Below are 24565 nucleotides of genomic sequence, written 5' to 3'. Positions count from 1 at the left end.
CCTGACGTGCACTATCCTGTTCCTCCTCTCACGCAACTAGACTCCTGGCAACACTTTGCAGATGCTGCTTTGCAAGCTTCTGTGCAATTGGATTCCGTACGCTGTATACGCGCGGCGGGTCTGCATGCTGACTTTAGCGGTCAAGTGCATTCGGCAGAACTAGAGGCTGCCGCCAAAGCTTTGTTGGCGGATAGACAGTTTGAGCAACAACGCGAGATTTTACTGAGTGGCGGTGTCAGTAATGTGACAGAGGATAGGGCGGCATGGCATACCGCACTGCGCGCACCTGCGGCCCCTAAAGAAGAGATCACTACCGAGCGCGAACGGCTAAATGCGTTTATTCGTACGGCAGATATTAGTCGTAAGTGGCGCAATATCGTGCACATTGGTATTGGCGGTAGCGATTGGGGTGTGCGTTTAAGCGTTAGCGCCTTTGGTTACTGTAATCAGTGGCGTACGGTACGTTTTGTGGCCAATATTGATGGTCATGCGATTGCCGGTGCGCTGTCTGACTTGAATCCTATGGATACGCTGATTGTGGTGGCGAGTAAGTCGTTTACCACGGTAGAAACCTTAGAGAACGCTTCTCGCGCATTAGAGTGGCTCAAAGCCGCCGATGTGCCTGATCCCTACAGTAATGTGGTGGCCATTACGGCCCGTCCAGACCGTGCGCATGAGTGGGGCATTCCTGAAAGTAATATTTTCAGTTTCTGGGATTGGGTAGGCGGTAGATTTTCGCTTTGGTCTGCCGTGAACTTAACCACGGCGATGGCGGTTAGCAGCGACGTGGTCGCCGGCATGCTGGCCGGTGCAGCCGCGATGGATAAGCACTTTGCTGAAGCGCCTATAGAGCAAAATATCCCCGTACAGATGGCGTTGTCAGGCGTGGTAAACCGCAGTGTGTTGGGCTATGGCTCATTGAACGTGGCACCCTACGATTTCCGCCTCGGGCACTTGGTGTCTTATATACAGCAGCTGGAAATGGAGTCGCTGGGCAAGTCGGTAGACTTGAATGGCGAACTGGTCACCGTGCCTACCGGCCCTGCTGTATGGGGTATGCCGGGTACAGATGCGCAACATACGTTCTTCCAGTGGTTACACCAAGGCAGTGATGGTGCGCCGGTAGACTTTATTGTGTGTCAGCATGCCGATCACAGTTGGCCTACCCACCATCAAACCTTATTGGCTCACTGTTTGGCACAGCGCGAGGCGATGCTGCGCGGCAAAAGTTATACACAGGCATTGCAAGAATGCGTGTCTAACGGCATGGAGGCCGAAGAAGCGGCATGGCTAGCTAAGCACCGCGTACATAAAGGCGGTAGGCCTAATACCTTGATTGTGTTGCCACATTTGACCCCGTATAGCTTGGGGGCGTTGTTAGCAGCCTACGAACACAAGGTGTTTGTGCAGGGCTTGATCTGGGGTATCAACCCCTTCGATCAGTGGGGTGTGGAGTACGGCAAGCAATTGGCCGCAGGCATCTTGGGTGAGCTGCGTCGCCCTAGTGTAGAGGCTACCCACCACGATGCTTCTACCACCTATTGGGTGCAGCAATTTAGACAGTCTGACGACCAAGATTAATCAAAATAGATAGACAGTGTGTACTGAAGGTATGTGCTCTTAGGGTTTATGCCGCTATGCGGCCTTGGTATAGTTAGGCTACCATTAAATGGTCTTACCACTTTACCAAATGTGCAGTGCCTGACATGGTGATGCGCGTCTCACTCTGATGCGCGCTCTGTTGGGCTACACATCTGATCCATTTGTACATGGATTGCGACAGGGGCCTTATGTCTGACCTTCATGAACACAATCTTTATGCGGAATATCAGTTTGACCCTGTGGACAGGGATGCACTGATCGCCGCTTTGCAAAAGGCTACATCCGTTGAAGCCGTTTTGCACACACCAGAACAACTTAAACCCTACGAATGCGACGGCTTCACGCTGATTCGCAACTTGCCGTTGTTGGTGGTGATGCCCGCTAACGAAGAGCAAGTGGTGCAAGCCATTAAAGTTTGTGCCGCCATGGGCGTACCTATTGTGGCGCGTGGTGCGGGGACGGGCTTGTCGGGTGGCGCGATGCCGCACCCACAAGGCGTACTGCTGTCTCTGGCAAAGCTGAACAAAATCCTGAAAATCGACCCCTATGCGCGCACAGCCATTGTGCAGCCGGGCGTGCGTAACCTGAAAATTTCTCAGGATGCCGCGCAGTACGGGTTGTATTACGCACCCGATCCATCCTCCCAGATTGCCTGTAGTATCGGCGGTAACGTGGCCGAAAACGCGGGGGGTGTGCACTGCTTGAAATATGGTCTGACTATCCACAACTTGTTGAAGTTGCGTGTGGTGACTATTGATGGCGATATTCTAGAAATTGGTAGCCATGCGCTGGATGTACCGGGCTTTGATCTGCTGTCGTTGATGACAGGTTCCGAAGGTATGTTGGCCGTGGTGACAGAAGTGACTGTGAAGCTCACGCCTACACCGCAATTGGCGCAGTGTATTTTGGCCAGTTTTGATGACGTTTCCAAAGCCTGTGATGCTGTCGCCAACGTGATTGCGGCCGGTATTATTCCTGCTGGCTTAGAAATGATGGACCAGCCCGCCACGGTTGCCGTGGAAGCCTTCGTGAAAGCGGGTTACCCACTGGATGCCGCCGCGATTTTACTGTGCGAATCCGACGGTACGCCTGAGGAAGTAGCTGCCGAAGTGGCGCGCATGAAAGCCGTGTTGACGGAAAGTGGCGCAACCGAAATCCGTGTGTCGCAATCTGAAGAAGAACGCGCCCTATTCTGGGCGGGTCGTAAGTCGGCCTTCCCGGCAGCGGGTCGTATCTCGCCTGACTACATTTGTATGGATGGCACCATCCCGCGCAAACGTTTGTCCGAGATGCTGGTGACCATGAAAGACCTAGAGGTTAAACACAATCTGCGTTGCCTAAACGTGTTTCACGCAGGCGATGGCAACTTGCACCCTCTGATTTTGTTTGATGGCAGTATCCCCGAAGAAAAAGACCGTGCTATGGCTTTTGGTGGTGATATTTTGGAGCTTTCCGTGAAGCTGGGTGGTTCTATCACCGGCGAACACGGTGTGGGCGTAGAAAAAATCGACCAAATGTGTGTGCAGTTTAGCGATCAAGAACGTACGCGTTTCTTTGACGTGAAAGCGGCTTTTGATCCGAATGGATTGTTGAATCCAGGTAAGCATATTCCTACCTTGAACCGCTGTGCTGAAATGGGTTTCATGCACGTGCATCATGGTGAAGTGCCTTTCCCTGATATTCCACGCTTCTAATTTGCCATCCGGAGTGATACGTAACGATGACTACAACGACATCTCTTATTCAGGACTGGCAGGAGCAACTTGCACAGGCCACAGCAAACCACACGCCTTTGCAGCTGTGTGGTTCAGGTAGTAAAAATTTCTATGGTCCACAGGCCCAAGGTCAGGTGTTAGACCTGCGTGGTAACCAAGGCGTGGTGGACTACGAACCGTCTGAGCTGGTGATGGTGGTAAAAGGCGGTACACGTTTAAGCGAAGTGGAAGCGCTGCTGGCCGAACGTAATCAGTGTTTGGCATTTGAGCCACCACACTTTGGCCCAGAGGCCACGATTGCAGGCTGTATTGCGGCCGGTTTGTCTGGCCCTCGCCGTGCGAACGCTGGTGGTCTAAAAGACTTCGTCTTGGGCGTAAAGATTATTGATGGCTTGGGTCAGCACCTAAGCTTTGGTGGTCAGGTCATGAAAAACGTGGCGGGCTACGATGTGTCGCGTGTGATCGCTGGCAGTTTCGGTAGCTTGGGCGTGATTGACGAATTGTCTATCAAAGTGCTGCCTATTCCAGAGCGCACACTCACCCTGCAATTAGCATTGCCACAAGACAAAGCCTTGGACTTGTTCAACACCTTGGGTGGTGAGCCCGTCGCGATCTCTGCGACTGCATGGATCAACGGTAAGGCATACATTCGCTTGAGTGGCGCGCCTGAAGCACTGATGGCGGGTAAAAACCGCATTGGTGGCGATGAATTGGCGGAGTCAGATGCCGCCCAGTTGTGGGCCCAGATTCGCGAACAACAGCACGAGTGGTTTCAGCGCAAAGACGCCGGTCATTTGTGGCGCTTGTCCGTGCCAAGCACAACGCCTGTTATAGACAACAATGCCGATGTGTTCGTGGAGTGGGGTGGTGCATTGCGTTGGCAGTTCAGTACCTCTAGCGAAGACGAGATGCGTGCACAAGTGAGTAAAGTGGGTGGTACGGCGAACGTGTTCCGTGCACACGGTGCAGTGACCTCGGCATTCCATCCCTTACCTGCTCCAATGCTGCGTTTGCAGCAACGCCTGAAAAAAGCGTTTGACCCAGCTGGGGTATTGAATCCTGGTCGTCTTTATACGGGAGTTCTGTAATGCAAACCGTATTGGCAGAAGAGTTTATTGGTACCCCTGAAGGGGAAAAAGCCAAAGAGGTTATCGCTAAGTGCGTACACTGCGGCTTTTGTAATGCGACTTGCCCTACTTACCAGTTGCTTGGTAACGAGCTAGATGGGCCGCGTGGGCGCATTTACATGATGAAAGAGATGTTCGAAGGTAGAACCGTTACCGGTATTACCATGGAGCACTTGGATCACTGCCTGACTTGCCGCGCCTGTGAAACCACCTGTCCATCGGGTGTGCGTTACAGCGAATTGGTAGAAGTGGGCCGACGCGTTTTGGAAACCAAAGTTGAGCGTCCAATCAAAGAAAAAGTAGTGCGTTGGGGGCTAAAAGAGCTGGCGTCTAACCCTGCCGTATTCTCTAAAGTGGCCGCAGTAGGCTACAAAGTACGCCCGCTGTTGACTGAGAGCCTGCAAGAGCTGTTGCCAGAGCGTAAAGCCGAATCGTTGCCGCTGCCTACACGCGTGCATCAGCGCAAAATGCTGCTGTTGGATGGCTGTGTACAACCTACGCTGACACCGCAAACCAATACCGCGGCTATACGCGTGTTAGATGCCATGGGCATTACGTTGGTGCGTATAGAAAAAGCAGGCTGCTGTGGCGCGATCAAGCATCACATGAACGATCTAGAAGGCGCTCAAGAGCAAGCACGACGCAATATTGATGCATGGTGGCCCATGATCGCGGGTCAGCAGGCTGATGCCATCATCAGTACAGCCAGTGGTTGTGGTGTGCAGTTAGAGCATTACGGCGATTTATTGGCCGGCGACGCTCAATATGCTGAAAAAGCCCGTACCGTATCCGGTATGGCACGCGACATTAGTCGTGTGGTGCAAGACGAGTTGGCCTTGTTGGATACCGAAGATTTGCCGCAAGCCAAGCAAGCCTTGAAGATTGCCGTGCAAGAACCATGTAGCTTCCAGCATGCCTTGCAAAACAAAGGTTCTATTTCATCCTTGTTGAAAGCCTTTGGGTTCAACCCAGTCGCCGTACGTGATGGCCACTTGTGTTGCGGCTCTGCAGGCACGTACTCGGTGCTGCAACCTGAGTTGTCCGAGCAATTGCGTACCAACAAGTTGGAATCCTTGCAGATCAACTCACCTGACATGATCGTGACGGCCAACGTGGGTTGTTATGGTCACTTGGCCGCCAAGTCGCCTATTCCTATTCAGCACTGGATAGAACTGGTAGACGAAGTGATCCGCGTGTCTGGTCGTCAGTCGTTGGTGGCAGAGGCAGTATCTGCCTGAGGGCTGTCTACCGTGGGTATATACCCAATACGCAGGCCTAAACGCAGAGTGATGTCACGCAGTATGGTGATAATCTGCTCTGCGTTGGGGCGGCGTAAACCGTCGATACGGGCAATATGCGGCACGTTAATGGCGGCATGGATTTTGCCTGCCACTCCGAATACAGGCATGGCGATATTCGTTACGCCCTGAATCTGAATACTGGGCATAGTGGCGTAGCCTTGTTGGCGTACGGTGCGCAGTATGTCTGCTAGCGCCTCGGGTTCATGCGCGATCTCACCATCAATCTTAATGTGATGATTCAACATGCGTGCGCGAGCCGTATCATCGGCAAAGGCCAATAATACGTGACCCGACGAGGTGTCGGTTAAGCCAATTTGTGCACCGGTTTTTAGGCCAAATGACCACCGTTCTGGGCTGTCATTTTGTGCCGTAATCATCACCCTACCATTCTGATACAACGCTAAGTGGCTGGACTGCATGCTGCGTTCAGACAGTTCGGCCAGCAGTGGCAGGGACTCTTTAATTAACGACTTAATGGGCTCTTGCTCATGCGCCAGTGTGAACAGTTTCAGCGTTAAGGCGTAGCGGTCTCGATCGTTGATGTGTATGTAACCCCGCTGGTGCAAAGTGCTGACCATACGGAAAATTTCATTCACGCTACGACCCAACACGTGGCTGAGTTCATTCAGCGTGTAGCCCTGCGGGGTTTTACTTAATACTTCCAGAATATCCAGGCCTTTGTCTAAGGCTGGTGCGCTATAGCGGGCGTCTGCACTGGCTGTTTTTTTGGCGGGAGTAGGTGTAGTCATGGCGATTTTTATTTTATAGGTGAGTTTTTCATTTTACATGCAAGCAAAAAAAGTGGCCTTTTGAATTGAGCATCCTGCGGATTAGGGATTTCACTAATAAGAACAGCTTTCAAATACCGTAACGTATGCCGTGAAGTATTACACAACGCATGCAATAACCCTTTGAGGATTATTGCGATTTTTCGCACAAAGGATGCGCAGTCGATGAAAGGTCGTTTAGAAAATAAAGTGGCACTAATTACCGCTGCTGGACAAGGTATTGGCCGTGCGACGGCTGAGGCCTTCCTAGCAGAGGGCGCGAAAGTGATCGCAACCGATATCAATCCAGAATTGTTGGAAAGTTTGCAAGGTGCAACCATTGCCAAACTGGATGTGACGGACGGTCAGGCAGTCGCAGCGTTCATCGCAACGCTAGGCCCTGTAGATGTGCTGTTTAATTGTGCAGGCTATGTACATCATGGCTCCATTTTGGAGTGTGATGAAGCAGCGTGGGAACGCTCCATGGACCTGAACGTGAAATCCATGTACCACACTATTCGTGCGGTATTGCCCGGTATGCTTGAGCGTGGCAACGGTTCGATCATTAACGTTGCGTCGGCAGCATCTAGCATCAAAGGTGTACCTAATCGTTGTGTGTACGGCGCTAGTAAAGCTGCAGTGATTGGGTTGACCAAATCCGTTGCGGCAGACTTCGTGACCCAAGGCGTGCGTTGCAACAGTATTTGCCCTGGCACGATTGAGTCTCCTTCACTGCGTGAGCGTATTGCTACTCAAGCTTCTAACTTGAATAGCAGCACAGATGCCGTGGAAAAAGCCTTCATTTCTCGTCAGCCAGTCGGTAGACTCGGCCGTCCAGAAGAAATCGCAGCCATGGCCATTTATTTGGCTTCTGATGAATCCCGTTTTACAACCGGCACCAATATGGTGATCGACGGTGGTTGGTCTAACTGAGTAAAGGAATAGAACAATGAAATTAGTACGTTTTGGTGCAGTGGGCCACGAGAAGCCCGGTCTGGTCGATGCACAAGGTCAAGTACGTGACTTGTCTGGTGTGGTTACCGACATTACCGCTGACATGCTGGGTGATGCGGGTTTGGCGAAACTGAAAGGCGTTGATATCAACAGCCTGCCTGTTGTGCAAAATCCTAGTCGTTACGGTGTGCCTTATGCTGGTTTGGGTAAATTCATTTGCGTGGGTTTGAACTACAGTGACCACGCTGCCGAAACTGGCCAAGAAGTCCCCGCCGAACCTGTACTGTTTAACAAATGGTCCAAACCTACTGGCGCAAACGACAACGTTGTCATGCCTAAGAACTCCGTCAAAACAGACTGGGAAGTTGAGCTGGGCGTGGTGATTGGTAAAAAAGCACGCTACGTGAGCTTGGAAGAAGCGTTGGAGTATGTAGCAGGTTATTGCGTGGTGAACGATGTGTCCGAGCGAGAGTACCAAGTTGAGCGCTGCGGTACATGGGATAAGGGCAAAGGCTGCGATACTTTTGGTCCAGTAGGTCCATGGTTGGTGACGCGTGATGAAGTGGCTGACCCACAAAACCTGAAAATGTGGTTGGACGTGAATGGCAAGCGTTACCAAGACGGTAGTACCGCTACCATGGTGTACAACGTGGCCTTCTTGGTGCATTACATCAGTCAGTTCACTACGTTGTACCCTGGCGATCTACTCTCTACCGGTACGCCTCCAGGCGTAGGTATGGGCCAGACGCCTCATGTGTACCTGAAAGCGGGTGACGTTATGAACGTCGGCATTGAAGGTCTGGGTGAGCAGCGTCAAGAAGTTCACGCATGGTCGGCTGATTTGCTGGACTAAGTTGAACACCTGACAGTGACACAAAAAAATTCAAGCCTTGCATGGTTTAACTATGCAAGGCTTGAGTCGTTTTGGGCATGAACTAGCTTAGTGCATACGTAAGCGGTGTGGATGGGCGATGCGCACCAGTGCCTGAATGATTAAATGCTCTAGTTCTAGCGGTATGTCGTGTCCCATGCCGTTAATAGGCATGAATGTGGCGTGGCTAATGTGTGCTGCAATGTCCTTGCCACATGCCAGAGGGATGAGTGGGTCATCCGTGCCATGAATCACCAGTGTAGGTGCAACAACGCGCACTAAAACGGGACGTAAATCGCCCGTCGCTACAATGGCGGCTAACTGTCTACCAAATGCGGTAGGGTCATTGGCGAGGTTGGCTTCTTCCAAAATAATGGTGCGTTGTGTTGTCTCATCAAAAGGATAGCCGGGGCTGGCAATACGTTTGGCAAATTGCAGACGATGATTCAAAAAACCTAGGGTGTCTTCTGCTAACGAGGGCGACGGTTGGGTCAGCAAGGCCATCACATCTGGGGCGGCAGAGGCTAAGGTTGGGTTGCCGGTGCTAGACATCATTGCTGTTAACGTCAGTACGCGATGGGGATAAAGGCTAGCCAGTAGTTGTGCGATCATGCCACCCATGGATCTACCTGCAACATGCGCGCGTTTTATACCCAAGGCGTCGAGTAAGCCAATCGCGTCAGCGGCCATGTCGTGCAGTGTGTAGGGCACCTTCGGTTTTTGATGTGCCGCCACGGCCTGTGCCAGTGCTGCAAAATCGGGGGCTGGGCTCTGTGTAAAGTGTGTAGAGCCTCCAGCATCTCTATTATCAAAGCGTATGACTCTGAACCCGTGGGAGGCCAAGTCCTCACAAAAGGCATCGTTCCAACGGATCATTTGAGTACCTAGCCCTGAGATTAGCAAAAAAGCCTCGGCTTGCTCCTCTCCAAAGCTATCGTAGCTAAGGGTGAGGCCGTTTGCGCTAATGTGTTGCATGATGTGTTTCCTGCGTGCTTGCCCGTGTCTTAGGGTTGGGTGGCACCAAATGCGAGTGTCATAGTGTGTGCTTGTATGTCGTCAGGCCATTGGCTGATTTGTGCTTGCAGCGCTTTGGCGTCGTTGGCAAACAAAGCCCGTGTGGCTTCTTCAAAACCAGGTAGATCACCCGCAATGGCCACCATAAAGTGATAAGCGCGTTCGTGCGCGTTACGGGTTTGGTCTTTGTCGCTGTTGGCTCGCTTGGCTTCTTCTACCAGTTTGCGTAATGTGACTGAGGCTCCGCCCGGTTGTTGAGACAACCATTCCCAATGGCGCGGTAATAGCGTGACTTCACGCGCTACTACACCAAGTTTGGGGCGTCCGCGGCCTCGTGGTGCGGCGTCGGCCTGTGTCGTTGAGCTTGCTGGTGGGGGGGCTACTCGTGCGAGTACGTCAGCCTCTGATCCCCGCATGTCTACTTCCACAGTACGGCCTGTCGCATCGTCAAACAGCAGCACGGTGTGCTTGGAGCCCTGTTCTAGGGCGCGTTTCATCGCCAGAGCATTAACCGATAGTGAGCCAGTAGCGAGACGACGATGGCCGTCAAAGCTAGTGTAAGTGGGGGTGGTAGCAACTGTCATGGTTCAGTCTATAACGGTGACGAAGTATTTATTTTTACCCTGATAAAATAATCAGTCAATATTACCCGGGTAAAATAATACAATGCAGGAACGAATACAGGCAAAATGTGGTGAGACGAGTACAAAAAAGCAGTCCTCGTTTTATCATTGGCGGTGGTATGGCCTAGGGACTTGTCTTACACTGGCTCTGTTTATGTATTTCTGTGAACTAACGTGATGACTGTGAAACCTCGCAACGTAAAACCGGCAACGAAAACGGCGGCACGCCCTAGAACTAAGCCTGCAGAGGTACGATTGGATGAGTTGATGGGCGCAGCAGAAACGCTGTTTTTATCGCAAGGTGTAGAAGGCACCACCATCAACGATATCGTGGCACATGCGCAGGTGGCTAAAGGCACGTTCTATCATTATTTTGCGTCTAAAAACGAGATGCTAGAAGCCTTGGGTAGACGTTATACCGAGCAGTTTTTGGTCACGTTGCAAGAGGCCGTAGATGCCTGTGCGAACAATGATTGGGTAGAACGGTTGCGCGTGTGGATCTACACCAATATAGAAACCTACGCTAAGACGTATCGTGTGCACGATATTGTGTACACCAATCATCACCATCACGATCGATCTAACCAAGACAAAAATGCTATTTTGGATCAGCTCACCGAGATCATCGATCAAGGTACAGCCGCAGGTGTGTGGGCGCCTGATGATTCCAGAGTGGTGGCATTATTGATTTACTCCGGTGTGCACGGCGCGACGGATGATATTATCGCGGCCGATCTTCAGGATTGCTCGGTATTTGCACGAAACGTGGCGCAGGCGTGTTTGCGTATGCTGTCACCGGTGGCGAACTAAGCGTTGCCACCATGTTGTGTTGGCAGACTACGGTGTTGCTAGCCCCAAGTTGTCTCTGAACGTCTGTCCTTCGTAGCGCTGTCGCAGTAAACCGCGTTGCTGTAACAGGGGTACTACGTGATCTACAAACTCACTGACACCACCGGGCAGGTGAGAGAATAGTATGTTGAAACCATCGGCAGCGCGTTGTGTGAACCAGTGCTCCATGTGGCCTGCGATCATGTCTGCCGTGCCTACCATTTCTAGACCCTGATAGCCGCAGATGCGTCGTGCCAACGCCAGAATGCTAAGTTGTTCGCGCTGTGCTAAAGCGACGACACGATCTCGGCCACTTTTGCTGGCATTGCTGTCGGGGATATCGGGTAATAATCCGGCCGGGTCATACTGAGAAATATCGTGCCCTAAGGCAACCGACAGCGTCGCGAGGCTGCTTTGATCATCCACTAACGCATCCAGTGTGGCGCGTTTTTCTTGTGCTTCTGCCAGCGTGTCACCCAGTACGACTAACACAGCAGGCAAAATCTTAAGCGGTGTGTGGCGGCCTGCAGCGCGTGCTCTATTTTGCATCTGTGCATAGAAGCGTTGAGCGGATGCCATATCAATTTGGTATGTGAAAACCACTTCAGCTGTTTCAGCCGCGATTTGCATACCGGCTTCAGAGGCACCGGCTTGCACAATCACTGGGCGATGTTGCACGGACCTTGCCACATTAAGCGGGCCACGTACCGAAAAATGCGTGTCGTGGTGATCTAACACATGCATTTTATCGGGGTCTACATAGACTCCACGGTCGCTGTCCATACAAAAGGCATCAGCATCCCAGCTTTGCCATAAACCATCCATAACGGTGAAAAACTCTCTGGCACGCTTATAGCGCAAGCTATGTTCCAAATGCGATTTCTCACCAAAGTTAGCGGCCTCATTGGGGTTGCTGGAGGTCACTAGATTCCACCCGGCTCTACCCTGACTAATGACGTCTAGCGAGGCCAGACGGCGCGCCAACATATAAGGTTCGTTATAGGTGGTGCTCGCGGTAGCGATTAACCCCAAATGTTGGGTGACGGCGGCGAGCGCAGGTAACAGCGTTAAGGGGTCTAGCGTCGCCACACTCGCGCTGCACATGAGTGTTTGGGGCGTGCCGGCACGTAAGGCTAAGGAGTCTGGTAAGAATAGCCCATCAAAGCAACCACGCTCTAAGGTCTGAGCGAACCATTTCATGTGTGCAAAATTGCGATGGAAATCGGGAGCGGCACCGGGGAAGCGCCATGCGCCCGCGTGTGTGCTAGGCATGCCCAGCAAGATGAGCGGTTTTTTAGCGGCTAAAGACATGGCATTACGCAAGCACTAGTGAGGAGTTTCGGGTAGAACGATCTACCACCATGATGGGGTGGCCTTGTGAGCAGTGCTCTAGCCGTGCTTCTACACCATATACCTGTTTAAGTAGCTCAGGCGTCAGTACGGTGAGCGGGTGGCCGCTGGCATGGACGTGCCCACGGTGCAGTACCACCACGTGGTCGGCAAAGCGTAGCGCATGATTGATGTCATGAATGGCCATCACGACACACATGGCGCGTTCTTTGGCGAGTCTACGCAGTAGATCTAGCACCTCAAACTGGTTTTGCAGATCCAGTGCACTGGTGGGTTCATCCAGTAGCAACATAGTGGGTTCGCGAATCAGGGCTTGGGCAATGGACACTAGCTGGCGTTGTCCACCACTTAAGGCAGCAAGCTCTCTGTCGGCGAGGGGGTGGATTTCTAAGGTGTGCAGTATGCGAGTGACGGTATCTAATTCCTCCTCCCCTACCGACCAACCGCCACCTTGTTTGTTGGCCAGCAGTACGGCTTCAAACACACGCAGCGACGAACGCATCGCAATGTCTTGGGGTACATGGGCGGGGTGGTTGGGGTGATGGTTGGGCCAGCTTTCAACGGGCTGCCCTGCCACAATGACCTCTCCTGGGCCTCGTAGTTCACCAGCAATACGTCGCAGTAAGGTGGATTTTCCTGCAGCGTTAGAGCCTAGCAAGGCGGTGACACTGCCTGCACATAATGGACCAAAACTTACGTTGTGCAGAATGGTGCGGGTATCAAAGGTCACACTGATGTTGGTGACCGTGAGCAAGTCGGTCGTCATGATCTGGCTCGCAGTATTAGGACAAAAAATAGCGGTACGCCGACAAGAGAGGTGACTATACCTATAGGTAACACTTGACCTGCCACCAGTGATTTACTGAGTACCGAGGCTGCAGACAACAAGCAAGCACCGCATAGTGCTGAAGTGGGGAGCAAGAAGCGCTGGTCTTCGCCCACTAACATGCGGGCAATGTGTGGCCCTACTAAACCTACAAAACCTATAGTGCCGACAAACGACACGCACACCGACGCCAGTAAGCTGCTGAGCAAAATGCCCTGTAAGCGTAATCGGGCAACCGGAATACCTAAGGCCGTTGCCCGTGCTTCGCCCAGTCGTAAAGCAGTCAGAGCCCAGACCTGACGGGCAAAAATGGTAAAAACGATGACAAGGACGGCTGCCATGATGCCCAGTTGCAGCCAACTGGCGCGCGCTAAGCTGCCCATGGTCCAGAAGACAACAGCGGCCAGAGCTTGATCTGGCCCTATGTATTGCAGGGCTTCCAGTAGCGCAGAAAAGGTGAAGACCAATGTGGTGCCTAACAGCACAATCATTTGAGTGGTCATGCCGCGCTTTTGGCTTAACTTATAAATGAACCACGCGGCGGCCATAGAGACTAGGAAGGCATTCACCGGAATGGCGAAGGCGATGGCAAAGTCAGGTAGCAGGGTGACACCTAAGATCAGCCCTAGTGCCGCGCCAAAACTGGCCGCAGCCGACAACCCCAAGGTGAAGGGGCTAGCCAGTGGGTTTCCTAAGATAGTTTGCATTTGCACCCCCGCTACCGACAAGCTGGCACCTACTACTAAGGCTGTGAGTGCAACGGGTAAACGGATGTCCCACACAATGACGCTGATAGGGCTAGCGCTATCATGCTGCCACAGCGAGCCTAGTATTTCTGGCAGGCTGTAGGGGGCCGTGCCTATGTAAATATCCAATACAAAACAGGCCAGCGTGAAGAGTGCAATCAGGATGACAATCCTGAGGCGACGTTGGGTGAGTTGGGTATAAAGCTGTCGTCCACTGAGGGGGCTCGCAGAGCTAGAAGTCATACTGTGTTTGGTCATGCGGTTGCTCCGTCCAAACTGAGCCAATAACCGGGTTGATAGGGTACGGGCAAGAAACGCTGGTGTAGTTCTATGAATGTCTGCTCTGGATCGAGTGAGGCAAACAGCTCAGGGTGTAGCCACTTGGCGATACGCTGCAGTGCGATGAAGTAGTAAGGGTTGTCGTAAAACGGATGCCAGATGGCATACACCTTTTTCGTTTGTACGGCAGACAGCGAACGGTAGGCGGGCCTGCGCATGAGTTTTTGCAGTCGTGCCTGGCCTTTTTCTGGGTCCGCCCCCGGGCCTAAGTTGACCCAATCACCGACTTGCGAATACATAGACCAATTGGCACCGGTGATTAAGATGATGTCGGGCTCGGCGCTGATGACTTGTTCCGGATGCAAGGTGCCAAAGGTGCCGTGCACAAAATGGCTACCTAGGTTATCGCCGCCAGCAATGGCGACCAGCTCACCAAAATTGCCATGGCCGTACGTCATGCAGCAGTCGTTATAGAGGCCTGCGGCCCGCTCTATCATGACGCTGGGGCGATTTTGTATGTGTACTAGAGCATCAGTGACACGGTTAATTTGCTCGGCTCTAAACTGCAAGAATTCAGCCGCCCTGTCTTGCTGCCCTAACAGATCCCCCAGTATTTCTATGCTGCGCACGGTGTTTGCAAACATCTGCGTGCGGAAATCCACAAACACCACGGGGATGTTGACCTGAGCCAATCTGGCCATGAGACCCGATGACTCGGCGGCGGCGCGAGAACTTAGGTTTAGGATCACCACATCAGGCGCGAGTGAAATGGCTAATTCGCTGCCTATAGAGTCTATGGTGGTTGCTGGAAACGAAGGGATGTTTCCCATGTGCGGAAAGCGCTGCAAATAGGCCTGGTAGCCATCTAGATCCGCTGCTTTGAAGTTTTCGCCCCACCCTACTACGGAATCAAACGGGGTGTCTGGAATGAGTAAGGCAAAGGCGTATGCCAGCGTGCCATCCCCTAACAACACGCGGTTAATGGGTCTATCTATAGCGACGGTGCGGTTAGCAATATCGGTAAGTTGTCGTGCGGGGCGCGCAAATACCGCATGTGGCAGGGTGCCAATAAGCATGCCGGCTGCAAGCAGCCGGCCTAACCAGGCACGTCGTGAGTGCTGGAAATCTGCCATGTGTCTTACCAGCGGTAGTTCAGCGTGGCCATGATGGTGCGGTCTTGGCCTAAGAAGCAATACATGACCGAGGTACAACTGGCGACGTACTTTTTGTTCGTTAGGTTGTTCACGTTCAACGAAACGCTCATGCCATCTAAGGCTGGGGACAGTTTCCAAAGATCGTAATTTAAGACCACATCCATGAGTGTGGTAGAGGGTACCTTGAAGGTGTTCGCCGGATCACCCCATGTACTACCCAGATAACGTACGCCACCGCCTACTTTCAGACCATCCAATGCCCCCTGAGTAATCAGATAGTCCACCCATAATGAGGCGCTGTGTTTAGGCGTTTGTGTCAGGCTATTGCCCTGAAAGGCAGCATCTTGCACCAGTTTGTTATCGAGGTAGGTGTAACCCGCGATGAGGTTCAAGTTGCGAGCCAGTTCGGTAGTCAGCGACAAATCTATACCGCGTGTACGGACTTTACCTGCTTGGGTGTTAAAGCCTAAGTGATTGGAGTCGGCCGTTTTGACGTTGGTTTGTTCTAGGTTGAACAATGCAGCGGTAAATAAGGTGCTGGAGTTATTTGGATGGAACTTAATCCCCACTTCGGTTTGTTTGCTTTCAACGGGAACAAACGCCTTGCCGTCGTAACCACTGCCCAAAATAGGGTCGAAGGACGTAGAGTGGCTGGCATAGGGGGCGATGCCATTATCAAATTGGTAGCTTAGCCCTACGCGCCATGTCCACTTACCGTCATCCATCTTGGTGTAGGTGGTGTTAGGGGAGTAGCTTTGAGTCCAGTCATCAGTTTTGGACTGGTCGTGGCGTACGCCTGCGGTTAAGCGCCAGCGATCATAGGCAATCTGGTCTTGCAGGTAAAAGCCTAAGCGGTCGAACTTTTGTTTTACTGTCCACGGCGCGGCTTTGCTGGCATCAAAGTTGGGTACAAGGTCTGGTCTGTAGTGCGAACCATAGGGGTCTACCAAATGTGGGCCATCGCTATACAGGGCATTTTTGACTGTACCTTTGGAGTAATCCACACCCGCGAGTAACTGGTGCTCAGTGGCGCCTAGTGACACTGTGCCATGTACATAGTTATCCATGGAGAAAGAGCGCACGCTAGAGGGAGACAGCTCATAGGTGTCTTTAAGGAATGGCTGACCATTGACCACCTGATAACCGTAGACGGCGGTGCGTTGCAGGTCTGAGTCAATACGCATGTAGCGCATATTGCTGGTAAAGCCCCAACCATTGCCAAAGTCGTGTTCAAAAATGGAGCTGACGGAATTTTGCTTACGCGTAGAGTCCTCAAATGCCATGTCTTGATAGTTTCTATTCCTATCGATCTCGGCATAAGGGGAGTCATTCATCCCCAACAGCGCTGCAGGCAACGAGTTGTAGTTGGGGATATCCGGTTCGTAGGAGTGTGTAGCCAGAATGGTCCATGATGTACGGTCAGTAGGCTTCCATGTCAGTGAAGGCGCCAGATAAATACGTTTATGGCGCGTGTCTTCAATTTGGCTGTTGGTATTCAGTCCAGTAGCAGTCAGCCTGTAGAGCAAGGTTTGTGAGTCATTCAGTGCGCCTGTGCTGTCTATACCAACGAATTTATGGCCGTAGTTGCCCAGTCGCAAACTCAACTCGTGCGAGGCTTCAGCTTCAGGCATACGGCTCACCTGATTAATAATGCCGCCACCAGTCCCCTGCCCGTACAGTACCGCCGATGGACCGCGCAATACCTCTACCCGTTCTAGCGTGAAGGGATCAATTTGAGGGGCCCAACTGCCGGCGTTACCAATGATACGTAGGCCATTTAAATAATAGTCAGCATCGATGCCGCGAATTCTGGTGAAGTCCAGCTGACTACCAAAAGCACCAAATTTCTCGCTAGTGGCACCGGCGGTATAGCGCAGAGACTGGCTAGTCGAACCGGATTGCTGCAGATCCATCTGTGAGCGAGTGACGACGGATACGGATTGCGGTACTTCCAGAATAGAGGTGCGGGTTTTAGTACCTACCTTAGTTTGCTCTGCTACGTAACCACGTACGGGGCCTTCGGCATTGGGTTGTGCACTATTCACCGTAATCGAAGATAGTTCTGCCACTTCTTCTTGTTGCGCCGCGTTTTGTGCGGGTGACACTGTTGCCGTTTGGGCGTGGGCAGTAGAGTACGCCAAGGATGCCGCAAGGCAAACGATGCTGGTGTAGAGACGAGTTTGACCAACGTACACAGGCCGCACAGGCGCCGGTACGCAAAATGAATGTGGGTTCATAGCGTGAGCAAGATGAGAATATAAGTGAAGGCGATCTATCAAAATCCATTAATCGACCGACCGACGGTCAATATAAATGAAATTGAGAATTGATGTCAACTAGAAGGATGGTGAGAGTGTTGTTGTGCGGTGTTTTTACGTGTTGTCGCGTATGGCCGTCATGTAGCTAGGTAAGTTCTTGGCAGGCTCGCTGGCAACAACTTGCAGACGCTCTAGGGTCTTAGTAATAGAGCGGCTAAGGTGATCGTCTAAGGCTTGAGCTACCGCATCAGGTTGGCGTTGCATTAAGGCTTGCATGATGAGCCTATGCTCTTCTAGGAATGGATCCATAGAAGGTAATTTCAGGTAGCCGCCCAGCATATGTTTGTTGTTGATGAGCAAAGCTTGGGTATGGCCCAGCAGCTTAATTAGCTCATCGTTTTGACAGTAACTTAAACAGCGAAAATGTAGGTCTTTTTCCAGATCGTCTAGCTCGGCCTCGCTCACATTGGGATAGCGTTTGCTAATCGTTTCTAAGCGTTCCCACATAAGGTTAAGCACCTCTTGTGGAATATGTTCCACACTTTTACGCAGTGCTGGCGGTTCCAGATAGCGGCGTATTTCGTACAACTGTCGTACACGTTCTGGGGTCATCGGTACGATAGACCAGCGTCCTGCAGGATCTTTTTCTACTAGCCCAACCCCTTCTAAACGCATCAGTACTTCATGGGCAACGGTACGGCTAACGTCAAAACTTTTGGCAAGTTCGGTTTCTACTATACGTACAGGGCCAAAAATAGCGTGATTACAGACTTCACGCTCTACGTCGTTGTAGACCTGAATCCATGAGTCAGGTGAGCGTAGTGCATCGCCAAAAGGTTCTAAAGCCGCTAGTTCAAAGCTGCTTAAACGGGTCACTTTTTGCTTGGCAATGAGGGGCCCCACGATTACCCCACGACCGCTGTGTTTGTAGAGCACATTTTGATCCACCAGTGCTTTTAGGGCTGCTTTAACCGGGGTGCGGCTGACGTTGAAAGCCTGAGCCACCATGCTTTCATTGATCAGGTCACCGGCTTTCAGAACTCGTTGTGCAATCGCCGTGCGTAGTGCCGTGGCGATAGCCTCGTAAAGCGGTACTGCAGCGGTTTTGTGCTCCGTATTCTGTTGCATACGTCTGAAGGTAGCCCAGTGTGGGTGTAAGGGAAAAAGTCTGCTGAACATCATGCCAGATTATGCGGTAGCTGACCATGATCGTACTGGGGTAGATGCTGCATATTCGATTTTCTGGAAAACCCCAATTCAAGCTAATGAACTTTGTGTGCAATGATCATTGTTATCAGTAAAAGCTATTTTCATACATGCATAGTTAAAAGCAGAAGGCTCGCACAAAGACGTACTGACATTCCACCAAAAAAGAGGAGACCTCTATGAGCAACACAAAGACAACTTTTTCTGTCGTTCGCAGACACGTAGTGCAATACGGTGTAGTAGCTTGTGCAATAGGTGTTGCGGGGTTGGCTAGTAGCCCCGCAATAGCTCAGGATTATCCTTCTAAGCCCATCACCATGTTGGTGCCATGGGCGGCAGGTGGCGGTACCGATGCCGTTGCTAGAGCTGTGGCAGCCGCCATGGAAAAAGATTTAGGTGTGGTGATTAACGTTGTGAATCGCCACGGGGGAAGTGGTGTCGTAGGGTTAAATGCCATTGTCTCGGCAAAGCCTGACGGGTACACCATTTCGCTGTTTGCGGGCGAGCTAACCATGATGCATTGGCAGAACCTCACCAATCTGACCTATCAGGATATTACGCCAATAGGGATGGTGAACTTTGATTATGCCGGCTTGCAAGTGTCATCAGAGTCGCCGTACCAAAGTGCTAAAGATTTATTGGCGGCTGTTGCTGCTGATCCTACTGGCACTTTTAAAGCCTCGGGTACAGGGCAAGGTGGTATTTGGCACTTGGCCCTGACAGGTTTACTGCTGAATCAGAAGATGCCTGCTGACCAGGTGACATGGATTCCTAGCCAAGGAGCAGCGCCAGCAATGGTGGAGCTGGCCTCGGGTGGCATACAGATAGTGCCGTCAGCCTTAGCCGAAGGGCGTGCCATGATCGAGGCGGGTCGTTCTCGCCCACTAGCGGTGATGGCCCCTGAACGCAATCCTGGTTTCCCTGACGTGCCTACCCTGAAAGAGCAATTGGGTACGGATTACACCATTGGTACATGGCGTGGTGTGATTGGTCCTAAAGGCATGGATCCAGCCATCGTAGCCAGATTAGAGCAAGCGGTAAAAGTGGCTTACGACAGTGAGTTTTATCAGTCATTCATCAAAAACCAAGGCTTTGGTGCGGAGTATCGCGATGCTAAGTCCTTTGGGGAGTTCTTGGTGGAAAACGATGCTTTTATGGGTGAGTTGCTGCGCGAAAGTGGTTTGGCGAAAAAATAATAACACCGCATAGGGCTACCTAAGCATAGGTAGCCCTGCCAAGAAGGGAGAAGTCCATGCGAGACATCGTAATAGGTGTGGTTTTTGCTGTATTAGGAGTGCTGATTATTTGGCATGCCAGAGAATTCCCTACGGTAGGCAGTTTAAGTTATGGCGCATCACTGTTTCCATCCGTGACTGGCGCAGGTATGACCTTGGCGGGATTAGCCTTGGTTTTTGGCAATATTAAATCGGTCTTGGCGCAGCGCCAACAGCACGAACCGGTGCCAGCCGCTGTACTGCTTGCACGTGGGGTACGGGTGGTGTGCCCCTGTTTGCTCGTGGTGCTGTACATCTACACCAGTGACAGCGTAGGGGCGATGCTCATGCTGGCAGTGGTGATGTTTGTGCTTCTGTGCTTAGGTAAGGTGTCGTTGAAGCTGTCTATTCCTACCTCGTTACTCGGTGCCGGGCTGATTTACTACGTATTTACCGAGTATTTGTTGGTGCCATTGCCAGAAGGCTTGTTGGGTTAATCACCGGAGCGAACCATGCATGAAATCTTGAGTGGTATGGCACTGGTGTTTAATGCCGAGGTGCTGTTGGTAGTGCTGGCCAGTGCGGTGTTTGGCGTATTTGTGGGAGCAGTGCCAGGTTTGACGGCGACGTTAGCGGTAGCGCTGCTAGTACCAGTCACCTTTCATATGGATGCTATTCCCGCCATTGCGGCCATTGTGACCTCGTCTGCCATGGCAATTTTCTCGGGGGATATTCCCGGGGTGTATTTGAACATTCCCGGTACGCCCTCTTCCGCAGCCTATGTGTCAGATGCCTATAAGTTAAACAAACAAGGCAAGTCGCGCCAAACCTTGGGTGTGATGTTGACGTGTTCTGTTATAGGTGGGTTGGTTGGGGCCACCATGTTGATGTTGGTAGCACCTACATTGGCCGAGTTTGCGCTGAACTTCAGTTCGTTTGAGTATTTTTGGTTAGCGGTTCTAGGCTTGAGCTGTGCGGCCTTTATTGCGTCGGGTTCACTAGCGAAATCTCTGTTGTCCATGATGCTGGGGTTGTTTGTGTCCACCATAGGTTTGGACATCATTACAGGTACGCCACGCTTCACCTTTGATGTGCCAGATTTGCTGGCGGGCGTGAACTTCATTCCTGTGATGATAGGCTTTTTCGCTATTAGTGAAGTGATGTTCTTGTACCGGAATTTGGATCGCACCAATACGATGACGACAATGCAGCGTGAAACCGGTGCGGTGTTTACTGGTGTGGGCGGCATAATTCGCAAATACTGGCATGGGCTTACGCGTGGTAGCACTATCGGTTTGGTGACGGGTGTACTACCCGGAGCGGGGGCAGATGTGGCCGCGTGGATTGCTTACGGTATTAGTAAGCGCCGCTCTAAACAGCCAGAGAAATTTGGTACGGGCCATATAGAGGGGATTGTGGATGCGGGCTCCGCCAATAATACCTCGGTGATTAGTGCCTACGTACCTGCACTGGTATTTGGGATTCCCGGCGACTCCATCACGGCCATTGTGATTGGTGTGCTGTATGTGAAAGGGATTAATCCTGGCCCTACTATCTTTAGCGGTGAGAGTGCATTGGTGTATGGCTTATTCACTATTTTCTTTATCGCTAACCTTGTGCTGCTGCCGGTGGGCTATTTAGCCATACGCTTGGCTTATGTACTGAACCGCGTTTCGATCCGCGTATTGATGCCTATTATTCTGTGTTTCTGCATTGTGGGGGCATTTGCCATCAATAATACGGTGATGGATTTGTGGATCATGTTGGTAGCCGGCATGGTGGGGTACATCATGATTTCGGCAGGTATTCCATTAGCACCCGCGATTTTGGGGCTGGTGTTGGGCAATACCTTAGAAAGTAGCTTTATGAGTTCCATGCTTAAAGCCAATGGCAACTTGTTGGACTTTGTGGCGCGACCACTGAGTGCCACCTTAGCCAGTTTGGTTGTGTTGATTTTCGTTTTTCCGTTGCTGCTGCGCTGGATCAAGCGCTACCGCAAGGTGGCCTCTACGACCCATTTAACAGCACAGAAAAGCCACCATTGAAAGAGAGGTTGATGTGAGTATCGCCATTGAAGATCTGAATCGTTTTATTCAGCAGCTGTTTGTGGCAGAGCAGGTAGACCCTGTTGTCGCTCGTGTAGTCAGTGATGTGTTGGTAGCGGGAGACCGTCTGGGGCAGCATACCCATGGGGTGAAGCTAGCAAGAGGCTATTTACGTGACATACGTAATGGGCATGCCGCTATAGACCCACAGTGTTTGACTGTACTGAAATCGTCGCCTGTTTTGCGCCTGTACGATGCCCAGTATTTGTTGGGGCCGTATGTGTTGCATGAGGCATTGCAATGGGCCAGTGCAGCGGCACGTGAGTACGGTATAGGGGTGGCAAATATCCGTCAAAGTCACCATATTGCTTGCTTGGGTGCCTACCTAAAAAGTGTGGTGGATCAAGGCTTGGTATGTGTGATTATGTCGTCTGATCCCGCTGCAGTATCGGTGGCACCGTTTGGTGGCACGCGAGCCATACAAACCCCCAACCCTTTGGCGATGGGGGTTCCTGGTGAGCCTGAGCCTATTTTGATTGATGTGAGTATGTCTAGCATCACCAATGGCATGGTGGGCAAGCAGCGACAGCTAGGCAAAAAATTAAATCACCCTGTCCTGCTCACGGCAGATGGCACACTCTCAGACGACCCAGAAACGGCTTTCGCATCGCCTCCTAGCACTATCTTGCCGTTAGGTGGGATGGAGTACGGCTATAAAGGCTTTGCCTTAGGCTTAATGGTAGAAGCGCTGACCTCTGGGATTGGAGGGTTCGGACGCAAAGATAAACCTACGGGTTGGGGGGCATCGGTTTATATACAAGTGATTGATCCTGACTACTTAGGTGGGTTGCAAGCGCTGAAAGACGAGGTGGCTTTCTTGTCTGAGCAGGTATCTACCAACCCACCTATAGATCCAGCACGCCCCCCGCGTATGCCGGGGTGGAATGGGATGGCGAATTGGCATAAAGCGGATCGCCAAGGAGTACAACTGCCAGAAGATGTGATTGCAGAGTTACGTCAGGCAGCGACGGAAACGGGGCTGAGTTATCCGTTTTAGGGCGCGGTAAAAACTGGTGCAGAGTAGCTCATACTGCCCAGTTTTTTATCGCATATATATGGTTATTGCATGCATTATTCAATATTGGTGTGACGATGAATAAACCAAATCTTTCCAAGCAGGTAGTACGCCTGAGCGAACAAGACAACGTGGCAGTGGCTTGCGTGGCACTGCCTGCCAGCACTACGGTTAGCGCCTATGGTGTAGTCACCACAGGGTCTATTCCAGTGGGGCATAAGGTGGCACTAGAGCCTATTTTGCGTGGTGATGCCATACGCAAATATGGGCAAATAATAGGCTTTGCATCATCCGATATTTTGGCGGGCGATCATGTGCATGTGCACAACGTGACGTTGCACGATTTTGATAGAGATTACGCCGTAGGACAGGACGTCAAACCCACTCAGTATGTGGATAAACCTGCCACCTTCCAAGGGTATAAACGTCCCAATGGCAAGGTAGGTACTCGTAACTATCTGGGTATTCTGACCACCGTCAATTGTTCGGCTACGGTGGCACGTCAAGTGGCCGCACAAGTAGAGCGCAGTGGCATGTTGGCTAACTACCCAAACATAGATGGCGTCGTGGCGCTGACCCACGGCACTGGTTGCGGTATGGCTGATGCAGGGGAAGGGTTTGCGCTGCTACAGCGCACGATTTGGGGTTATGCACAGCACCCGAATTTTGCTGGCATTTTAATTTTGGGTCTGGGGTGTGAAGCCAATCAAATACGTTATCTAGTGGATGCGTACAACCTAGAAGACACCGTGGATTGTCGCGTACTGAATATTCAGGATACAGGCGGTACAGCGAAAACCGTAGAAAAGTGCTGTGAGTATTTGGCAGACATGATGGCGTTTGCGAATGAGCATCAGCGCGAAACTGTGCCTGCCAGTGAGCTAATTCTGGCATTGCAGTGTGGGGGCTCAGATGGCTACTCCGGCATGACTGCTAACCCTTCTCTGGGGGTAGCGGCGGATATTTTGGTGCGCCACGGAGGTACAGCCGTGTTGTCTGAAACGCCAGAGGTGTATGGGGCCGAACACTTGTTAACGCGTCGTGCGGTAAGCGAGAAAGTGGCCGAGAAGCTCATCAAACGCATACGTTGGTGGGAAGACTACACCGCACGTAACGACGGGAAAATGGATAACAACCCTTCTCCAGGTAATAAGGCAGGCGGGCTAACCACCATTCTAGAAAAGTCGCTGGGTGCGGTGGCTAAAGGTGGCAGTACTAATTTGGTGGACGTGTATCAATACGGTGAGCCTATACGCGAACGAGGCTTTGTATTTATGGACAGCCCTGGTTATGACCCTGCCTCTGTGACGGGGCAGGTAGCCAGTGGCGCCACCATGATTTGTTTCACCACAGGGCGTGGCTCGGTGTCTGGATTTAAGCCTGTGCCGTGCATCAAAGTGGCGACGAACAACACCATGTACAACCGCTTGGAAGATGACATGGACGTGAACTGTGGCGAGATCATCGATGGCGATCAAACCGTAGATCAGTGTGGTCAAGAAATTTTTGAGTTGATCTTAAGAGTGGCTTCTGGCGAACAAACAAAGTCCGAAGCTCAAGGGTTTGGTGACTGTGAATTTGTGCCTTGGCAGATTGGAGCAGTCATGTAA

Annotated in this window: 21 protein-coding genes; 12 read left to right on the top strand and 9 right to left on the bottom strand. The window is 51.7% G+C overall.

What is annotated here, in order from left to right:
* Positions 1-69: 69 nt before the first annotated feature.
* The 4 genes from pgi (at position 70) to glcF (ending at position 5682) form a co-directional block, all read left to right on the top strand.
* Positions 70-1581 carry a glucose-6-phosphate isomerase gene (pgi, locus tag ACLPHM_RS14440; protein ID WP_430221919.1) on the top strand — a complete coding sequence of 504 codons (1512 nt, stop codon included), beginning with the start codon at positions 70-72 and terminating at the stop codon, positions 1579-1581.
* Positions 1582-1790: 209 nt separating this feature from the next.
* On the top strand, positions 1791-3296 hold the full coding sequence (locus tag ACLPHM_RS14435) for an FAD-linked oxidase C-terminal domain-containing protein (RefSeq protein ID WP_430221918.1): 1506 nt from the start codon (positions 1791-1793) through the stop codon (positions 3294-3296).
* A gap of 26 nt (positions 3297-3322) precedes the next feature.
* On the top strand, positions 3323-4405 hold the full coding sequence (glcE, locus tag ACLPHM_RS14430; protein WP_430221917.1) for a glycolate oxidase subunit GlcE: 1083 nt from the start codon (positions 3323-3325) through the stop codon (positions 4403-4405).
* On the top strand, positions 4405-5682 hold the full coding sequence (glcF, locus tag ACLPHM_RS14425) for a glycolate oxidase subunit GlcF (protein WP_430221916.1): 1278 nt from the start codon (positions 4405-4407) through the stop codon (positions 5680-5682). Before glcE ends, glcF begins: the two co-directional genes overlap by 1 nt.
* On the opposite strand, the gene ACLPHM_RS14420 is transcribed toward glcF, so the two are convergent.
* Complete coding sequence (locus tag ACLPHM_RS14420) at positions 5649-6494, bottom strand: IclR family transcriptional regulator (protein WP_430221915.1); 846 nt, start codon at positions 6492-6494, stop codon at positions 5649-5651. The two genes, glcF and ACLPHM_RS14420, sit on opposite strands and share 34 nt — an antisense overlap.
* Positions 6495-6698: 204 nt before the next feature.
* On the opposite strand from ACLPHM_RS14420, the gene ACLPHM_RS14415 reads away from it, so the two are divergent.
* Together ACLPHM_RS14415 and ACLPHM_RS14410 are read left to right on the top strand one after the other, a co-directional pair.
* Positions 6699-7445, top strand: a complete 747-nt coding sequence (locus ACLPHM_RS14415) for an SDR family oxidoreductase (RefSeq protein WP_430221914.1) — start codon at positions 6699-6701, stop codon at positions 7443-7445.
* A 16-nt stretch (positions 7446-7461) separates the two neighbouring features.
* Positions 7462-8319, top strand: a complete 858-nt coding sequence (locus ACLPHM_RS14410) for a fumarylacetoacetate hydrolase family protein (protein WP_430221913.1) — start codon at positions 7462-7464, stop codon at positions 8317-8319.
* An 87-nt stretch (positions 8320-8406) separates the two neighbouring features.
* Here the strand turns inward: ACLPHM_RS14410 and ACLPHM_RS14405 are convergent, their stop codons facing one another.
* Both ACLPHM_RS14405 and ACLPHM_RS14400 read right to left on the bottom strand, forming a co-directional pair.
* Positions 8407-9312, bottom strand: coding sequence for an alpha/beta fold hydrolase (locus ACLPHM_RS14405; RefSeq protein WP_430221912.1), 906 nt, complete (start codon positions 9310-9312; stop codon positions 8407-8409).
* A 29-nt stretch (positions 9313-9341) separates the two neighbouring features.
* On the bottom strand, positions 9342-9935 hold the full coding sequence (locus tag ACLPHM_RS14400; RefSeq protein ID WP_430221911.1) for a DUF2239 family protein: 594 nt from the start codon (positions 9933-9935) through the stop codon (positions 9342-9344).
* Positions 9936-10151: 216 nt separating this feature from the next.
* On the opposite strand from ACLPHM_RS14400, the gene ACLPHM_RS14395 reads away from it, so the two are divergent.
* Positions 10152-10784 carry a TetR/AcrR family transcriptional regulator gene (locus ACLPHM_RS14395; protein ID WP_430221910.1) on the top strand — a complete coding sequence of 211 codons (633 nt, stop codon included), beginning with the start codon at positions 10152-10154 and terminating at the stop codon, positions 10782-10784.
* A gap of 27 nt (positions 10785-10811) precedes the next feature.
* Here the strand turns inward: ACLPHM_RS14395 and ACLPHM_RS14390 are convergent, their stop codons facing one another.
* The 6 genes from ACLPHM_RS14390 to ACLPHM_RS14365 all read right to left on the bottom strand — a co-directional run bounded on the left by ACLPHM_RS14390 (position 10812) and on the right by ACLPHM_RS14365 (position 18543).
* Positions 10812-12113: an LLM class flavin-dependent oxidoreductase gene (locus ACLPHM_RS14390; RefSeq protein WP_430221909.1), complete on the bottom strand. Its 1302-nt coding sequence runs from the start codon at positions 12111-12113 to the stop codon at positions 10812-10814.
* Positions 12114-12117: 4 nt separating this feature from the next.
* A complete protein-coding gene (locus ACLPHM_RS14385) occupies positions 12118-12918 on the bottom strand; it encodes an ABC transporter ATP-binding protein (protein WP_430221908.1) in 801 nt (266 codons plus the stop codon).
* Positions 12915-13982, bottom strand: coding sequence for a FecCD family ABC transporter permease (locus tag ACLPHM_RS14380; protein ID WP_430221907.1), 1068 nt, complete (start codon positions 13980-13982; stop codon positions 12915-12917). Before ACLPHM_RS14380 ends, ACLPHM_RS14385 begins: the two co-directional genes overlap by 4 nt.
* The gene (locus tag ACLPHM_RS14375) at positions 13979-15136 is read right to left on the bottom strand and encodes an ABC transporter substrate-binding protein (protein ID WP_430221906.1); all 1158 of its coding nucleotides are present in this window, start codon (positions 15134-15136) and stop codon (positions 13979-13981) included. Before ACLPHM_RS14375 ends, ACLPHM_RS14380 begins: the two co-directional genes overlap by 4 nt.
* Positions 15137-15141: 5 nt before the next feature.
* Complete coding sequence (locus ACLPHM_RS14370) at positions 15142-17394, bottom strand: TonB-dependent siderophore receptor (RefSeq protein ID WP_430221905.1); 2253 nt, start codon at positions 17392-17394, stop codon at positions 15142-15144.
* A gap of 135 nt (positions 17395-17529) precedes the next feature.
* A complete protein-coding gene (locus tag ACLPHM_RS14365; RefSeq protein ID WP_430221904.1) occupies positions 17530-18543 on the bottom strand; it encodes a GntR family transcriptional regulator in 1014 nt (337 codons plus the stop codon).
* A gap of 257 nt (positions 18544-18800) precedes the next feature.
* Between ACLPHM_RS14365 and ACLPHM_RS14360 the strand changes: the two genes are divergently transcribed.
* The 5 genes from ACLPHM_RS14360 (at position 18801) to ACLPHM_RS14340 (ending at position 24565) form a co-directional block, all read left to right on the top strand.
* A complete protein-coding gene (locus ACLPHM_RS14360; RefSeq protein WP_430221903.1) occupies positions 18801-19817 on the top strand; it encodes a tripartite tricarboxylate transporter substrate binding protein in 1017 nt (338 codons plus the stop codon).
* Between the two features lie 56 nt (positions 19818-19873).
* The gene (locus ACLPHM_RS14355; RefSeq protein WP_430221902.1) at positions 19874-20332 is read left to right on the top strand and encodes a tripartite tricarboxylate transporter TctB family protein; all 459 of its coding nucleotides are present in this window, start codon (positions 19874-19876) and stop codon (positions 20330-20332) included.
* 15 nt (positions 20333-20347) lie between these two features.
* Positions 20348-21880 (top strand): tripartite tricarboxylate transporter permease, encoded by a 1533-nt coding sequence (locus tag ACLPHM_RS14350; protein ID WP_430221901.1) that lies wholly within the window; start codon positions 20348-20350, stop codon positions 21878-21880.
* A gap of 13 nt (positions 21881-21893) precedes the next feature.
* On the top strand, positions 21894-22937 hold the full coding sequence (locus ACLPHM_RS14345; protein WP_430221900.1) for an Ldh family oxidoreductase: 1044 nt from the start codon (positions 21894-21896) through the stop codon (positions 22935-22937).
* A gap of 95 nt (positions 22938-23032) precedes the next feature.
* Positions 23033-24565, top strand: coding sequence for a UxaA family hydrolase (locus ACLPHM_RS14340; protein ID WP_430221899.1), 1533 nt, complete (start codon positions 23033-23035; stop codon positions 24563-24565).

The sequence above is a fragment of the Paenalcaligenes sp. Me131 genome (assembly GCF_050487225.1).
In the GTDB taxonomy this organism is placed as follows: Bacteria; Pseudomonadota; Gammaproteobacteria; order Burkholderiales; family Burkholderiaceae_B; genus Paenalcaligenes.
This window is presented reverse-complemented; position numbering and strand designations above follow the sequence as displayed.

Bases quoted from the DNA above. Each gene is read 5' to 3' on its own strand.
- ACLPHM_RS14435 (WP_430221918.1), top strand. From the start codon at position 1,791: ATGTCTGACCTTCATGAACACAATCTTTATGCGGAATATCAGTTTGAC.
- glcE (WP_430221917.1), top strand. From the start codon at position 3,323: ATGACTACAACGACATCTCTTATTCAGGACTGGCAGGAGCAACTTGCA.
- glcF (WP_430221916.1), top strand. From the start codon at position 4,405: ATGCAAACCGTATTGGCAGAAGAGTTTATTGGTACCCCTGAAGGGGAA.
- ACLPHM_RS14420 (WP_430221915.1), bottom strand. From the start codon at position 6,494: ATGACTACACCTACTCCCGCCAAAAAAACAGCCAGTGCAGACGCCCGC.
- ACLPHM_RS14415 (WP_430221914.1), top strand. From the start codon at position 6,699: ATGAAAGGTCGTTTAGAAAATAAAGTGGCACTAATTACCGCTGCTGGA.
- ACLPHM_RS14410 (WP_430221913.1), top strand. From the start codon at position 7,462: ATGAAATTAGTACGTTTTGGTGCAGTGGGCCACGAGAAGCCCGGTCTG.
- ACLPHM_RS14405 (WP_430221912.1), bottom strand. From the start codon at position 9,312: ATGCAACACATTAGCGCAAACGGCCTCACCCTTAGCTACGATAGCTTT.
- ACLPHM_RS14400 (WP_430221911.1), bottom strand. From the start codon at position 9,935: ATGACAGTTGCTACCACCCCCACTTACACTAGCTTTGACGGCCATCGT.
- ACLPHM_RS14395 (WP_430221910.1), top strand. From the start codon at position 10,152: ATGACTGTGAAACCTCGCAACGTAAAACCGGCAACGAAAACGGCGGCA.
- ACLPHM_RS14390 (WP_430221909.1), bottom strand. From the start codon at position 12,113: ATGTCTTTAGCCGCTAAAAAACCGCTCATCTTGCTGGGCATGCCTAGC.
- ACLPHM_RS14385 (WP_430221908.1), bottom strand. From the start codon at position 12,918: ATGACGACCGACTTGCTCACGGTCACCAACATCAGTGTGACCTTTGAT.
- ACLPHM_RS14380 (WP_430221907.1), bottom strand. From the start codon at position 13,982: ATGACCAAACACAGTATGACTTCTAGCTCTGCGAGCCCCCTCAGTGGA.
- ACLPHM_RS14375 (WP_430221906.1), bottom strand. From the start codon at position 15,136: ATGGCAGATTTCCAGCACTCACGACGTGCCTGGTTAGGCCGGCTGCTT.
- ACLPHM_RS14370 (WP_430221905.1), bottom strand. From the start codon at position 17,394: ATGAACCCACATTCATTTTGCGTACCGGCGCCTGTGCGGCCTGTGTAC.
- ACLPHM_RS14365 (WP_430221904.1), bottom strand. From the start codon at position 18,543: ATGCAACAGAATACGGAGCACAAAACCGCTGCAGTACCGCTTTACGAG.
- ACLPHM_RS14360 (WP_430221903.1), top strand. From the start codon at position 18,801: ATGAGCAACACAAAGACAACTTTTTCTGTCGTTCGCAGACACGTAGTG.
- ACLPHM_RS14355 (WP_430221902.1), top strand. From the start codon at position 19,874: ATGCGAGACATCGTAATAGGTGTGGTTTTTGCTGTATTAGGAGTGCTG.
- ACLPHM_RS14350 (WP_430221901.1), top strand. From the start codon at position 20,348: ATGCATGAAATCTTGAGTGGTATGGCACTGGTGTTTAATGCCGAGGTG.
- ACLPHM_RS14340 (WP_430221899.1), top strand. From the start codon at position 23,033: ATGAATAAACCAAATCTTTCCAAGCAGGTAGTACGCCTGAGCGAACAA.